This window comes from Pantoea sp. F_5 (genome assembly GCF_008631595.1).
GTDB classification, from domain to species: domain Bacteria; phylum Pseudomonadota; class Gammaproteobacteria; order Enterobacterales; family Enterobacteriaceae; genus Pantoea; species Pantoea gossypiicola.
Genome location: NZ_VWUO01000005.1, coordinates 237,768 through 252,219, shown reverse-complemented (window position 1 = coordinate 252,219; position 14,452 = coordinate 237,768). Strand labels below are relative to the sequence as shown.

The following is a 14,452-nucleotide window of genomic DNA, read 5'->3' as shown; positions in this document are numbered from 1 at the left end:
CTCTATTTAATAATGCTGACCGGTTTTTTCTGAGCCCTGCTATAGGGTTGGTTATCTATTTCCATGGCAAGGTTTTATCCTGTTCATGGCTAAACACTTGTCCGGGTGGATAGATAAGTGTTTATCACTTCCATCACTTCTATCTTATAGAGAGAGGGATGATTTAGTGAGTTGGTTAACTTTAATCTGCATTCTTACAAATAAAATCCTGAAAGGGAATTTACACACTCTTATCCACACGCTGTAGAGAAGAAACCTAAAATGAGCCTATCAGACAGAATAAAATTAGTTTTTATGGATTTTTTGCGATTTTAAACTCTGGAAAAACAACTGATCAGACATTACGTGCAGGGGTTTTTTGTCAATCTTGTGTAAATGTATTTAATAAGCTGCTATCAACGCAGAAATGATTTTCGTTTGTTTGTGTTTTTATTTATTACTAATAACATCAGTGAGTTATATGTTTTTTTTGCGGCCTGATTGACTGTTTTTTTATAAATTTAAGCGTAGAAAATACGATTGGAATTAATGTTATTTTAACAAAAAATAATCGTGCCTTATCACATGGCAATAAATAACATTGTTTCATTTTTAGCATTAAATGCACTTTTCAATATCAGCTGATTGATAATGTCGTTAGATTGCAAATTTATAACTATTGTTAAAATACAGATGTATATCTATCAAGGTTTATAGGGAGCGTTAAACCCGGGCAGGCTATATCTGACGTGAACTCAAGGTGAATTTTTAAACATAATGTTTTCCAACTACGTAGAGTAAAAAAATATTAACTTTTATTCCTGAACGGGAAGGATGCTTATCACAGGAGGGTAAAATCGTGCTTACCTCAGCGATAAGCATGTTATTGTTCAGGGAATGCACTGCCTGATCGTAGAAGGTAACGGATAGATAATCTGGCGAGATCTGCCGGGCGGTGGTAACACCCGGCAGATGATTGGGCTAATCAGTCAATTAATGCAGACAGCACTGCTTATACTTTTTGCCGCTGCCGCAAGGACAGGGATCGTTACGGCCGGGCAGTTTCTCAGCTGAAACAGGTTTCTGTGGCACGGGAATCGCTTCCGGCTGGGAGATCCAGTGGTCATGCAGCGCCAGCGCAGCAGGGCGGATCGCCTCAATGCTGGCTTCCATCTCCTCCGGCGTCATAGCGTCAATCTTTTCGAGGTTCTCTTCCACACCATGCAGGGCGATAGCGTCCAGCGCAGGCTGCAGATCCGCTGGCAGAGCAGACCAGTCGGTCAGCGCGACACCGCGCATATAGCCGAAGCACCACTCTTCCACCACGGTAAACTCCAGGCCTTCCATCTCGCGGATGCCAAACAGCGGTTCGAACTGCTCCGGGAATTCAGATAAGCGGTCAGCCACATCATTCATATGCTGGAAGCACAGCGACATAAAGCGCGTCATTTCACGCTCGTTGCTCCATTTTGGAATCTGCTTCTCGCCACCCCACAGCGCCACCAGCCATTGGCTGGGTTCGACGGTCACGGGACCGGAGAGAACGGCAGTCAGCAGACCATCCAGTTCGGAGACATCAATAATTGACGCTTCGCTGCCATATTTTTCCAGCATATCTTCCAGCCATTGCAGCTCTTTTTCGGACAGTGGGCCTTCTTTCATGCGGTTGCCTCCCGGGCATATCAAATTTTAGCGCGGCGTTAAGCCTCAAAACCGCAGCAGTGTACACCCTTGTGGGCTGCAGCACAGCTAACCCTGTTCGGGCATTTCCTGGCAGCAAAACCGCGTTTAGCCTCTCGGTCACCCTTTAGGCAACTGCAGGCACGTCGTATTTAAGGTGCATTTTGCCGCTGACGCCGCTCTGCTGCGCGTTCAATAAATGACTGACAGAAGGAAAACAGCGTTTCCTGCAGCATAGCTTTGGCTGGCTGTTTCACACGGATCGCCGCTATCGGCCAGTGGATGAGCAGATTAACAATGGGATTTAATCTGCCTGCTGGCGAGTGGTGTCACCCTCTCGCAGATCTCCGCGCTGGAGGGCTATATCGGTGGCTACACCAGTTTTATCGGCTATGACAAATGAAACGGCAATGCGATTTTGGTGCTGCAGAGCGGCTTTAACCGGAGCAACAATTCAGGCATTGCGTTGTTGGTCGATCTGGCAACTCAGGATAAAGTGGTCTGGTCCGTTACCTGGCCTGTGTGCAGTAAAGTGAACAGCGCTGTTTTTCCAGCACATAGCATCAGCACAACGGAACTGAAGTACGATAAACTTTAGCCTGACTGTCAAAATTCAACGTGGAAATCATTATGCGCAGGACTCAACGTGTACTTTTATCAATGGGATTACTGGTTGGCTCGCTGAGCCTGATCCCCGCTGTACAGGCTGCTGGCGAAGCAACGGATACCGTTCCGCCACCGCCGCAGATCCAGCCCGCTAATCCTGATGCTCAGAACGCTACGCCGGATGCCGGTGCGGCGCAAAACCAGGCACCGACCAGTTCACAGTCTAATGATGGTATTACGCCGACCACACCAAACACGCCGTCAACGGTCAATGGTGCGCGCCCTGATTACGAGCTCAGCACCATCATCATCGACTATAAACAGTACAAAATCGGTGACATCGTGCCAGAGAAGTACACCGATAAAACCTTCACCATCACTGAGTGGCAAAAGCGCAATCTGCCTGCCCCGCAGGAAAATACCCACTGGGCGTATATCAACGCTAACTATATTCTGATTACCAATGACACCGGTAAAATCGTCATGGGTAAATCGGGAGATATCTTCTTCCGCGGCTAATGCCGTGGCTAAATAAAATCAGCCGGTCGTGATGACCGGCTTTTTTTAGCCGAAACGCTCTGCACTAAAGCTTGCCAGCATCGGATGCTTCTCACCGCTTACGATCTCCTCCGCCAGTAATTCCCCGACAATCAGCGCCAGCGTTGCGCCCGAATGCGTGAACGCCACATAACACCCCGGCACCTTTTGCAGTTGTCCCAGCACCGGATCGCCATCGCCCGGAATCGGCTTCAGGCCAATTTTCCAGCTCTGAACGCTGAGCGGCTCGTCACCTCGTAATAGCTTGCTCGCTTCTTCTGCCAGCTTTGCCACGACTTGCTCATCAATATGGTAATCACCTCCGGCCAGCGGCTGGATATCCTCTTCATACCAGTCATGATCCAGCGCATAACGGTTACCGGGGTTAGGCCGGATGGCGGCGCGGGGCGTGTTCAGCACCGCTTTCAACTTATGGCTGCCCGGTTCCGTGATGACCAGCATGGAGACCGGCGATCCGTTGGGGATCGTCACGCCGAGAGGTGCTACCACATCCGGTGTCCAGGGGCCACAGGCGACCACCACCGCATCTGCCCGCAACTCGCCCTGTTCACTGTGGATGCCACAGGCACGGCCCTGATCGGTGAGTACGCTGGCTTTACCCGCATGTTCTATCACTTCACCCCCGCGCGCCCGAAACTGATTTACCAGATACTCTGTGAGATGTGGCAGGCTGACCCAGCCTTCACCGGGATTAAATATCGCCTGCGACGGCAGCGCGCCGGAATCGATGGCCGCATCCGCCTGCGCCACATTATCTGCAGTCATGAGCTGTGAGTCGTAACCGTGGGCTTTCTCATAGGCATGCCGCGCCTGGGTTCCGGCTGCATCGTCTTTAAACCAGCAGACCCCGCCATCAAAACGTAGCCAGTCGAGGTCAGGATGTTGAGCAAACAGGGTGCGATAGCGATCAATGCCTGCCATGCGCAGTGCATGGTAGGGCAGGGAGCGCTCACCCGCTGAGTTGAGCCACGACAATGAACGTCCCGATGCGCCGGAACAGAGCGCAGCTTCGGTCACCAGCGTCACCGCCGCACCGCGTTTGGTCAGCTCCAGCGCCGTCGAAACACCGATGACGCCACCGCCCAGTACCACCACTTTCAATTCAGTTTTTAACGCCATTATCAGGTTCCTTGCTCAGTTACAGCACTTCAGAGAGAAAACGTTGCAGTCGTGGCGACTGCGGTGCATCAAAAACGGCACCCGGCGGTCCGGCTTCAACAATCTCGCCTTCGTCCATAAACACCACCTGATCTGCCACTTTGCGTGCAAAACCCATTTCATGGGTCACTACAACCATTGTCATGCCGCGACGGCAGAGATCCGCCATCAGCGTCAGGACACCTTTCACCAGTTCGGGATCGAGCGCGGAGGTTGCCTCGTCAAACAGCATGACTTCGGGATCCATCGCCAGCGCGCGGGCAATCGCGACGCGCTGCTGCTGACCGCCGGAGAGATCGCGTGGCCGATGATCGGCGCGCTGTCCCAGACCCACCTCTTCCAGCCGCTGACGCGCAATCGCCATCGCCTGCGCTTTAGGCAAGCCTTTAACCCGCCACGGGGCCAGCGCCACGTTCTCCAGCGCGCTGTGGTCGGGGAAGAGATTGAAATGCTGAAACACCATGCCAATCCGCAGCCGCAGCGCATCGGGCTTGTCGTGCAGCACCGATCGGTCAGCCAGCAGGACATCCCCGGACTGTGGCTCATGCAGCCGGTTGATGCCGCGCAAAAGCGTCGATTTACCCGAGCCGGATGGCCCGATAATGCAGGTCGTGCTGCCAGGCGCGACCCGCAGCGAGACGTTACGCAGCACCTCAATCGGGCCATAGGCCAGCGTCAGATCGCGCAGCTCCAGACTGGCACCGTGCCAGCTCGCGCCGTTCAGGTTATTCATGGGTGCCTCCGATTCGGGGTTGCGTGACCAGTGAAACGCCGGGCGCTCTGACTTCATCCACCTCTTTTAAGCCGCTTTTCGGTGCCGTCAGACGACGGCGACCGGTGCGATAGCGCACATCGACATAGTTGACCATGTGTGTCAGCGGCACCGTGATGATCAGATAGAACAGCCCGGCCAGCATCAGGGGTGAGAGGTTGCCGGTGAGCACCGCCGCATCCTGACCCACGCGAAACAGCTCCCGCTGCTGGGTCATCAGGCCCAGCAGGTAGACCAGCGATGAGTCTTTGATGATGGCGATGAACTGGTTAACGATGGCGGGCAGCACGCGGCGGATCCCCTGCGGGATCACCACCAGCCGCATTGCCCGACCATAACTCATCCCCAGCGCCCGGCAAGCCTCCATCTGGCCGCGTTCAACACTCTGAATACCGGCGCGGAAAATCTCGCCCATGTAGGCGCTGGCGATCAGGCTGAGGGCGAAGATCCCCAGCGGATAGGGTGTAGGACCGAACAGCTGATAGCTGAAGCGCGCCAGGCCCTGACCAATCAGCAGAATGGTCAGAATTGATGGCAGACCGCGGAACAGATCGGTATAGAGCCGGGCAGGCAGACGCAGCCAGCGTGAGGGTGAGATGCCCATCAACGCCAGCAGAAGTCCTAATAGCGTGCCGAGCAGCGTGGCCGCCAGCGAGATAATCACCGTATTGACCAGCCCGGTGGTCAGCATCTGCGGCAGTACTTCCATCATTGATGGAAAATCAAAGAACGTGCGGGAAAGGATCGTGAACAAGTCCATCGCCGTCTCCATGCAGGGCGGGGGTTCCCCCGGTTAACTCAGGACGCGAACGTCCGCGTTTTACTGCCCGCCAGGCAGATACTGTTTTGGCATCGGCGATCCGGGGAACCACTTCTCGTAAAGTCGTTTCCAGGTGCCATCCTGCATCGCAGCTTTGATGGCACCGTCCAGCGCGGCCTTAAAGGCGGGTTTGCCTTTGGCGATGGCAATGCCAGCTGGTGCATCAAACGACGGGATGTCGGCGGCAGAGACCAGCTTAAAGCGTTCGGCGTAGCTTTTTGCCGCCTCGTAGTCCAGGAAGATGGCGTCGAGCGTGCCGTTGTTGAGCGCGGAGACGGCGCTATTGTTATCCGGGAAGCGCACCAGATCGGTCTGGGGGAAGTGTTCGACGGCATAGCTCTCCTGCAGCGTGCCCTGAACGACGCCGAGCCGGTGTTTCGCCAGGCTGGCGACATCCTTTACGCCGCTGTCAGAACGGGTGAGAACGGTGAGAAATCCCGCCAGATAACCCGTCGAAAAATCGACCGTTTTTTCCCGCGCAGGCGTGATGCCGATAGCCGCCACCGCCGCATCATACTGACCGTTAGCCACGGCCGGCATGATCGCCGGGAAGTCCTGACCAATAAAATCGACCTTATCGATCCCGATACGGTGGGCGACATCCCGGAAGAACTCAACGTCAAAGCCGGTGAACTGACCGCTGGCATCCGTGAAGGTGTAAGGTTTGGAGTCGCCGACGCTGGCGACCCGTAGCTGACCCGGTTCGATCAGCCCATAAGGATTATTATCGCTGGCAGCCAGCGTACAGAACGAAAGTGAACAGAGTGCGAGCGTGGTGCCGAGCAGTTTGCCCAGAGTGGTTTGCGATTTCATAGCTCATCCGTTTTTGCAGGTTTAAACATCAGAGACAGTTGAGCCAGCAATTATAATTGAGACCGGTCTCAACGCAGGTGGCACCTTAAGACGTGGGCATTGTGAGACCGGTCTCAAGGGGTTACAATGAGTTTAAGCATAGCCTTTTTTCGGCGTCAATATTCCTGTCATCAACCTGTGATTCAAAATAATTATGACGAGTCAGAAACGACAATCGAAAGCGCCGACCGTGGCGGATGTGGCACGTGCAGCAAACGTCTCAAAAGCTCAGGCGGCGCGTGCGCTGGGCGGTTATGGGGCAGTCAGTGATGAGGTGCAGGAGCGGGTCACCAGCGCGGCCTCTGCGCTGGGCTACCGTCCGAATGCCCTGGCCCGCAGCATGAATACCGGGCGTTCCAATACCATCGGGGTGATTGTCGGCGATATCGAAAATCCTCACTTTGGCCTTGCGCTGCGCGGGATGGCCGATGTGGCACGCACGGCGGGTTACCATCTGCTGCTCAGTAACAGCGATGAGAAACTGCAGGCTGAGCAGGATGCCGTGCGGGTGATGCTGGAAAAGCGGGTCGACGGCATTATCGTTGCGCCATGCTGTTCAGAGCACCAGGACAACAGCCATCTGACGCAGGTACTGGAAGAGGGCAGAGCGCTGAAATTATTTGATCGCGCAGTGACTGACCTTAATGTGGAAGCGATCTGTTGCGAATTCACTGACGTCGCTGAAGAGGCGACCGCCCGGTTGCTGGAGGCAGGTCATCGTCATATCGCCTATGTCACCAGCATGGCGCTGGCAACCGACTACAGCACGCCGGGCGATTTTGGCCTGACGCCGGTTGCCCAGCGCGTTGGCGGCATGATGCAGGCCTTTGCTGCCGCGGGCGTGGAGTTTGATCCAACGCTGGTGAAAGTGAACGCGCTGGATGAAGCGGAGATTGCCCGTATTGTGGCTGAGCTGTGGCAGCGTCCGCAGCCGCCTACGGCGCTGGTAGCCTCTGACAGCGTAGTCGCGATGTGGCTGCTGCGGGAAGTCACGCAGCGCGGACTGCGCATCCCTGCCGATCTCTCCTTTGTGATGTATGACAATTTTCCGTGGAGTGAGATTGTCACACCGCCGCTGACGGTAGTGGCTCAACCGGTGTATGAGATGGGCCGGGAAGCGGCACGACGCCTGATTGCGGAGATACGCGGCGAAGCCGTCGGGCCGATGCCGCGCTTTGATGCCCGTCTGATGATCCGCCAGTCGATAGCTGCACCGGCCAACCTTGTCCGCGCGACATAACAGGCTTAACCGGGCCAGTCAGGTAAGCTCTACATGGTTTTACAGATGCGTTTGCAGGCAATGGATCTCTGAATTTTCCAGGTTTGGTACTTTTTAACCCACCATGATAGTGGCAATCTGCAGATATCATCTGCAGCCGGGAGGCGATATGTCACCACACCTGAATCAATTCGAACAGCCGGTCGGCCACTCTTTACCAGACTGGCAATCCCGTCCTTTGCCCCAGCATCAGGTTTTCACTGGCGAGTCGTGTCGGCTGGAGCCGTTCAGTGCAGCACGGCATGGTGATGCACTGTCTGAGGCCTGGGGGCTGGCTGAGGATGGACGCGACTGGACTTACATGTTTATGGGGCCGTTTGATGACCGGCAGGCGTGGCAGGATTATTTCAGCCAGATGGAAGGCAGTCGTGACCCGCTGCACTTTGCGGTGATCGATATCGTCACGGAGCAGGCGGTGGGCAGTCTGTCGTTAATGCGCATTCAGCCTGAACATGGGGTGGTGGAAGTCGGACACGTTGCTTTTTCACCAAGGCTGAAGCAGACCCGCATGGCAACGGAAGCGCATTTTCTGCTGATGCGTTACGCGTTTGAGACGCTGGGTTATCGCCGCTATGAATGGAAATGCGACAGCTGTAATGCCCCGTCGCGTAAGGCTGCGGCACGGCTGGGCTTCCGGTATGAAGGTGAATTCCGTCAGGCAATCGTCTACAAAGGGCGTTCGCGTGACACCAGCTGGTTTTCGATTATCGACAGCGAATGGCCGCAGGTAAAAAAGGGCCTGCAGCGCTGGCTGGCAGAGGAAAACTTTACCGCTGAGGGTCAGCAGCGCGAGAAGCTTGAAGCACTGCGCGACAGACCCTGACCGGGCAGTGGGATCACAGTAGAATATCTTTCAGGACCGCCGCCAGCAGGGTGGTGGTCATGAGGATAGACAACCGTTTGATCCAGCGCATATCGGTGGTCAGGGTCACAACGTCATTTCTCAGGCTCTCGACAGCGCCCGTTAATCGGAAATTCATTTCACTGAGCATCACTTCCATCTTATCCACTTTGATTTCCAGGTGATTAAAACGGATGGCCAGCTTGTCGGTTTTTCTTTCAACATGACCAAGCCGCTCGTCGATCTGATTAACTTTTATGGTGAGATGCCCGAGCCGTTCGTCGATCTGATTAACTTTTATGGTGAGATGCCCGAGCCGTTCGTCGGTCTGATCTACTTTCGTCGTAAGCTTGCCGAGCCGATCGTCAATCTGGTCGACTTTCGTCGTAAGCTTGCCGAGTCGATCGTCCATCTGGTCGACTTTCGTCGTAAGCTTGCCGAGCCGATCGTCAATCTGGTCGACTTTGGTCGTAAGTTTGCCAAGTCGGTCGTCAATCTGGTCGACTTTTATCGTAAGTTTACCGAGCCGCTCGTCGGTCTGTTCAGCTTTTGTCTGAAGCTGGCCGATCCGGACGTCAATATGATTGGCTTTGGTCTGAATCTGACCGAGTTGCCTCCCGACCTGTGCGCCTGGCTGCCTTTGCTGCATATCGGTAAACACCTCCACCATCGCCTCCGCTTGCTGATCGTCGATCCCTGCCTGTTGCAGCGCTTTAAAGGCTTTATGGGTACTCATTGTTGTGCTTGTCATCACGACACCTCCCTGTGTACTCCAGCGATAACCGCATCATGACAGGCAAAAAGCGCATTACCACTTAGTCGGTTATATTTTGCGCGCTATGGCGAAAAATATCAATTAGTACAACAGGTAACGTACAGCGAAGTGCGGGCTGGCCCGCAACAGAAAGCCGATGACAGGATGAGGTGCCTCTGCGGATTATCGCAGAGGCGGAATGAGAAAAAGCGGGCGTTATGGCTGTGGTACGATTTTAATTTCAACCATACCGATGCCGAGTTTGCGCGGATCCTGACCGGTAATATTGCCGGTGTTACTCAGCTGCGGTTCAGGTGGCGCAATGACCAGCTGATGGCTGGCGTTTGGGTTGTCGAAATGCAGGATATGCGTCGATATTTCTTCACCCAGCGACAGCAGTTGCTGCTGATCGCCGACCCGAACCGGGATCGCGCGGTGTGCGTTGGGGCCATAAGCGCGTGCGGTAATAACCAGATCAAACTTAGCCGGGAGCGCATCAACATAATCGATATGCACTTCTGGCGCGAGATTGGCGTTTGACCAGCGCCCCCAGCTCTCTGGCCGTGAGATGCCGCTAAAGCTTTTAACCGTTTCTGGCGCGCCAGGCACGTCGAGCCGGAAGCTGTCAGCACTATAGCGAATGTTGTTATCTTCAATGCGGATCTGCGCCAGGTTCTGCTCGTAACGTGCATTACTGATTGTGCCGTCCGGGAACTGCACTTTGCCTTTCCACTGCGGTTTGTCGACATGCGTCACTGTTGGCGTGCCGCCGAGCTGCCCCGTCGCCACACAGAGATCGCCTGAGAGGGCCAGCGAAGGCTGCCAGAGTCGTGCCATTTTGAAACAGCGATCCACCCAGAGAAATTTATCGGCTGAGGCGAAATCTGCCAGCTGATAGCGCAGTGGGGCCGAATATTCCCCTTCCGGCATCGGCTCAACATGCTTATCGCTGATGCGGAACAGAATCGGCAGTTTAAAGGTGGTGCCTGAGAAGCTGAAGGTATTCTTCGCCTGATCCACCGTGAAGTTGTCTATCTTCTTCGGGAAATTCCAGAGCTGAATAATGTCGGGTTTCCAGCTCGCCACCTTACTCTTCATATCGTCGAACTGGGTGGAGAGTGAAAGAGAAGAAAGGCTGCTGCGGCCCAGGCCAATCGCGTTATCGCCGCCGAGAATATCCAGCAGCGTCGCGCCATTATCCAGCGTGCTGCGCTTCGCCTCCATCAGTTCCGCCTGCGGTTTATCACCGCGGATCACCATGAACAGATTACGACGCGGTTGTTTGATCAGCCACGGATGCGCCGTATTGTTCATTGCCAGATGATCAGAGCTCACCACAATCACGGTATTTTTAAACCACGGCGACGCTTTGATGCGCGCAATCAGGCGGGCTACATGTTCCTGCGAGCAGGCGACCGCACTGAAAGACTGATTCGGTTTGCCGTCAATGCTGTAGCTCCTGCGATCGCAACTGCGTGAGATAAACCCGTCCGGGTGATGCGTATCGACGGTCAGTGTAAACAGCGCAAAAGGCTTACCGGCCTGGGAGAGTTCCTGATACTTCTCAAAGACTTCATCCAGCACCGTATCGTCGTAATAACCCCAGTTATTGCGGTAAGCAGGATCGGCAACGCGGCTTTTCAGCTCCTGCGAACCATAAAGATTTTCGGGGTCGAAACCGTGCGATTTCAGGAAGACATCTTTACCGGCAAAACGCAGATCGGCACCCTGAATAAACCAGTTCTGGTAGCCGGAGTTTTTCAGGATGTCGCCCAGACAGACGTTTTGCGGATAGAAGCTGGAGAGCGACGCCGACGCATTACCGTCAAACGGCGCAAACAGCGGAATGCCGCACTGTGAGGCGACCATGCCTGCAATGGTGTAATCGGTGCCGGGTAACTGTTCGGTTTCGCTGAAGTCGATACTCTGCTCTTTCTGCCGGCTCAGCTCAGGTGCCAGGCCAGGAAAGGCGATGGGGTCGAAATAGGTGCGCTCTAAGCTTTCACCATAGATGTAAACCACGTTGAGGCGCGGCTGTTCAATACGATTACGCGGCACTTTATAGAAGTTGTCAAAGTCAGAGTCCGCCATCTGGGTATGCGACACGATGAGCGTCGCGACCTGACGAAAGGCCGGGGTAGTCTGCACCGAGCCGAGCGCGCAGGCGGCCGCCAGCAGCGACCAGCCCATGTGATGCGGACGCTTACGCCGACGCAGAATCCACGACAGCAGGCAGAACAGCAGGAACAGCACGATTATCAGCCCAATCGCGGGCACCACATATTTACTGACACCCGCGCCGGTCAGGCTATTGGTCAGGGTATAGAGCACCGCATCGTTGATGCCGTCCCCGGTAAAATAGTTGCTGGCATACAGGGTGGCGTTCAGCACAACGAAAATCACCAGCAGGATAAGAACAAGAATAAACCAGAATTTGTTACGCCCGGCTTTACAGGAATAGATTGCAATAGCGGCCAGAAACAGCACGACGGAGACCCATTCGGACAACGGTAAATCCTCTCTCTACAGGGTTGCACGAGGCTTCACGCAACCGGCCATCTTCGGGGGATGGTTTTTCGACAATCTATATTGGCTGTCATCCGGCTGCAACATATCCGGCCCGATTTGTGCGGTGGAGAACAGATTGGTTCAGAAGGGGGGCAGACGTGACGGTGGCTGGCGCACCGTCAGCAGAGCAGGCGTCAGGGCGTTTTCAGAGTTTGCCGGTGAGGTATTGCGCTTCGCCGTCGGCAAAACTCCAGTCACCTTTGTCGTTGGTGATAAAGCTGATCATTAAATCATTGCCCTGCACGCCACAGTGCTCACGCAGCTCACGCGCCAGCTCCGCCATAAAATGCTGCTTCTGTTCACGGCTGCGCGGGCTGGTATAAACCCGCACCATCACCAGATTATCGCTTCGGCTGAATCCCAGGCCGGTATCCTGAAACACCATCTGATAACGCTTGTTTTCCTGAACAATCTGATAACGATCGCGCTCAGGTACGTTAAAGGCTGTCAGCACGGCACGGTGCGCCGCATCCAGTAGTGTACGCAGTTCTGATTCTGAACGACCCTGAATAACATCGAACTGTAGCAGTGGCATAGTGAATTCCTCATCGTGGTTAATGAGCCTATGGTGACCTCTTTATCCGGCGGGAAAAAGCGCGTAGCCTGAAATGATTATTCACTATAATGAACAATTGCTATGAAAGAGATGAAAACGGATACGTTGTGGGATCATCTTCACTGGCTGACCGTACTGGCTGAGCAGGGCAGCTTTACCCGCGCGGCAGAGCGGCTGGACGTCAGCAAAGCTGCGATGAGTCAGAAAATCAAAGAGCTGGAACAGATAGCCGGTGTACTGCTGGTACAGCGCACCACGCGCAGCGTGCGACTGACATCGGCGGGTGAGAAGCTGGTGGAGGAGTTGCGCGAGCCTTTTGCCCGCATCGAACAGAGTTTTTTCAGCGTGCGTGATACCGCCGGGCCAGTGCGTGGTCTGGTGCGTATTACCGCGCCGGTGGCGTTTGCCCGGCAGCAGCTGGTGCCGATTATTGGTGAGTTTCTGCGTGACTATCCGCAGGTACGTCTGCAGCTGGATGTGACGGACCGCATTGTGTCGCTGAGCAGCGAGGGGTTTGATCTGGCCATCCGGCACAGTGACACGCTGCCGGAAACCCATGTGGCGCTGCCGCTGTGTGATACGCAGACAGTGCTGGTGGCCTCACCCGCCTATCTTAATGAACAGGGTATACCGAACACGCCGCAGGATCTGGGGCAGCATAACTGTCTTTACTATCCGCGTGGTGTTGAATCACCGCGCTGGCGGTTTGTTACCGTAGCGGATGGCGAAGAGGTGCAGGTGAGGATTCAGGGCAGCTTTGCCACCAATAACAGTGAGTCGATACGCGATGCCGCCCTGCAGGGACTGGGAATCGCGATGCTTCCCGACTTCAGCGCCCGTGAAGCGCTGGCAGCGGGCTCGTTGCAGCAGGTGTTACCTGAGTGGCTGCCGGTTGAGGCCTTTGCCGCCCGCCTGTGGATCGTCCGACCCTGGGCGGCGCAGGTACCCCGCGCGGTCACCCTCTTAACGCACTGGCTACGCGCCCGCTTTGACCGCTGATGGCAATGCCAGCGCAGGTGATGGGGTGTGCATCATCTCGCCAATCAGGCTGCTGCGGTTATACAGACCCAGCCGCAGATTGAAGTCGAGATGCAGTCGCTCGTTGCCGGTTAATTTGATAATCGGTGGTGGCGTCTCTGGCCGCTGCTGAAACATCACCGACTGCGCAAAGGCGGTACTGCTGTCGGCATGTAGGCGCTGATAGTACCAGGCGCTGGCTTCCCCTTTACGCAGATAAAGATTGGCTCGCCGGTATTCGCGCATCGCGACCTGCTGCGCCAGCGACAGAAGCTGACGTAACGGATTATCTACATTTTGTACAATCAGCGGAAAATCATCACGCTTCTTCAGCTCATGGAAATAGTTGCGGATACCGACGTTTTTAACCGGTGCCAGCTGTTTCAGCCATTCGCGAATAAAGGCATTTTGCGGCGGTGCGGCAATGAACCAGCTCTCGATGACCGGCGCAAGCAGGTTCAGCGTTGATTGCTCGCGATAGTAGCCGATGAGATCCATTGGCCGTGCCTTATGAACGCGATGCACCCAGGCGAGATTCTCAAACAACAGGGTGCTGCAGTCGATGCCGATACCGCCATAGCGGTGAATCAGCTCAAGCCGGATGATTTCACTTTTATGTGCCAGCGTCAGATCGGAAGAGATAAAGCTGAGTTCGGGCAGCCACTGCGACAGGGTGCGCTGCGTAACCAGATAAACCTGGTGATCGGGGTTGTCCCGCCGGATTTTACTGATATTCAGCGCCATTGATGCCGGTAGCTGATCGTTATGCCAGACCATCCAGACAATCTTTGGAATCTCGGGCAGATCTTTCTGCTGAGCGATCAATACGACATTATCTTCCTGTCCCGGATCATATTCCGGTGCCTGGCAGAGGCCCTGCTGTTTCTTATTCCATAACATCTGGCTACTGAACGATATTCTTTTCCAGTTACGCCAGATTTTATGCGCTGGACGTTGGCGATGTGAAGTCATGGTACACCTGTTATTTTTATTTTGCCGCTATAGTGCAGGC

The 14,452-nt window shown here is 54.7% G+C and carries 13 protein-coding genes and 1 pseudogene; 5 read left to right on the top strand and 9 right to left on the bottom strand.

Features of this window, described 5'->3' with window-relative positions; all coding sequences use genetic code 11:
- Positions 1 to 972: 972 nt before the first annotated feature.
- Positions 973 to 1,641, bottom strand: coding sequence for a YecA family protein (locus F3I44_RS09410; RefSeq protein ID WP_150010999.1), 669 nt, complete (start codon positions 1,639 to 1,641; stop codon positions 973 to 975).
- A 358-nt stretch (positions 1,642 to 1,999) separates the two neighbouring features.
- On the opposite strand from F3I44_RS09410, the pseudogene F3I44_RS23910 reads away from it, so the two are divergent.
- A pseudogene (locus tag F3I44_RS23910) lies at positions 2,000 to 2,257 on the top strand (hypothetical protein); the annotation flags it as partial.
- A gap of 32 nt (positions 2,258 to 2,289) precedes the next feature.
- Complete coding sequence (locus F3I44_RS09400; RefSeq protein ID WP_150010997.1) at positions 2,290 to 2,784, top strand: RcnB family protein; 495 nt, start codon at positions 2,290 to 2,292, stop codon at positions 2,782 to 2,784.
- Positions 2,785 to 2,829: 45 nt separating this feature from the next.
- Here F3I44_RS09400 and F3I44_RS09395 read toward each other — a convergent pair whose 3' ends face one another.
- Genes F3I44_RS09395 through F3I44_RS09380 form a run of 4 tightly spaced genes read right to left on the bottom strand, consistent with a single transcriptional unit; the run spans position 2,830 to position 6,386 of the window.
- Positions 2,830 to 3,942 (bottom strand): FAD-binding oxidoreductase, encoded by a 1,113-nt coding sequence (locus F3I44_RS09395; protein ID WP_150010995.1) that lies wholly within the window; start codon positions 3,940 to 3,942, stop codon positions 2,830 to 2,832.
- Between the two features lie 19 nt (positions 3,943 to 3,961).
- On the bottom strand, positions 3,962 to 4,714 hold the full coding sequence (locus F3I44_RS09390) for an amino acid ABC transporter ATP-binding protein (protein WP_150010993.1): 753 nt from the start codon (positions 4,712 to 4,714) through the stop codon (positions 3,962 to 3,964).
- Positions 4,707 to 5,513: an amino acid ABC transporter permease gene (locus F3I44_RS09385; RefSeq protein WP_150010991.1), complete on the bottom strand. Its 807-nt coding sequence runs from the start codon at positions 5,511 to 5,513 to the stop codon at positions 4,707 to 4,709. Before F3I44_RS09385 ends, F3I44_RS09390 begins: the two co-directional genes overlap by 8 nt.
- Before the next feature lie 60 nt (positions 5,514 to 5,573).
- On the bottom strand, positions 5,574 to 6,386 hold the full coding sequence (locus F3I44_RS09380) for an ABC transporter substrate-binding protein (protein ID WP_150010989.1): 813 nt from the start codon (positions 6,384 to 6,386) through the stop codon (positions 5,574 to 5,576).
- A gap of 193 nt (positions 6,387 to 6,579) precedes the next feature.
- On the opposite strand from F3I44_RS09380, the gene F3I44_RS09375 reads away from it, so the two are divergent.
- Entirely contained in the window at positions 6,580 to 7,665 is a 1,086-nt protein-coding gene (locus F3I44_RS09375) for a LacI family DNA-binding transcriptional regulator (protein ID WP_150019381.1), read from the top strand.
- Between the two features lie 148 nt (positions 7,666 to 7,813).
- A complete protein-coding gene (locus F3I44_RS09370; protein WP_150010985.1) occupies positions 7,814 to 8,527 on the top strand; it encodes a GNAT family N-acetyltransferase in 714 nt (237 codons plus the stop codon).
- A 13-nt stretch (positions 8,528 to 8,540) separates the two neighbouring features.
- Here F3I44_RS09370 and F3I44_RS23905 read toward each other — a convergent pair whose 3' ends face one another.
- The 3 genes from F3I44_RS23905 to F3I44_RS09355 form a co-directional block, all read right to left on the bottom strand.
- On the bottom strand, positions 8,541 to 9,296 hold the full coding sequence (locus F3I44_RS23905) for a hypothetical protein (RefSeq protein WP_223811660.1): 756 nt from the start codon (positions 9,294 to 9,296) through the stop codon (positions 8,541 to 8,543).
- A 219-nt stretch (positions 9,297 to 9,515) separates the two neighbouring features.
- Complete coding sequence (gene opgB, locus F3I44_RS09360) at positions 9,516 to 11,807, bottom strand: phosphatidylglycerol--membrane-oligosaccharide glycerophosphotransferase (RefSeq protein WP_150010983.1); 2,292 nt, start codon at positions 11,805 to 11,807, stop codon at positions 9,516 to 9,518.
- Between the two features lie 205 nt (positions 11,808 to 12,012).
- On the bottom strand, positions 12,013 to 12,402 hold the full coding sequence (locus F3I44_RS09355) for a tautomerase family protein (RefSeq protein ID WP_098051578.1): 390 nt from the start codon (positions 12,400 to 12,402) through the stop codon (positions 12,013 to 12,015).
- 102 nt (positions 12,403 to 12,504) lie between these two features.
- On the opposite strand from F3I44_RS09355, the gene F3I44_RS09350 reads away from it, so the two are divergent.
- Positions 12,505 to 13,422: a LysR family transcriptional regulator gene (locus F3I44_RS09350; RefSeq protein WP_150010981.1), complete on the top strand. Its 918-nt coding sequence runs from the start codon at positions 12,505 to 12,507 to the stop codon at positions 13,420 to 13,422.
- Here F3I44_RS09350 and F3I44_RS09345 read toward each other — a convergent pair.
- Positions 13,399 to 14,412, bottom strand: a complete 1,014-nt coding sequence (locus F3I44_RS09345) for a glycosyltransferase family 32 protein (RefSeq protein ID WP_150010979.1) — start codon at positions 14,410 to 14,412, stop codon at positions 13,399 to 13,401. The two genes, F3I44_RS09350 and F3I44_RS09345, sit on opposite strands and share 24 nt — an antisense overlap.
- Positions 14,413 to 14,452 lie beyond the last annotated feature (40 nt).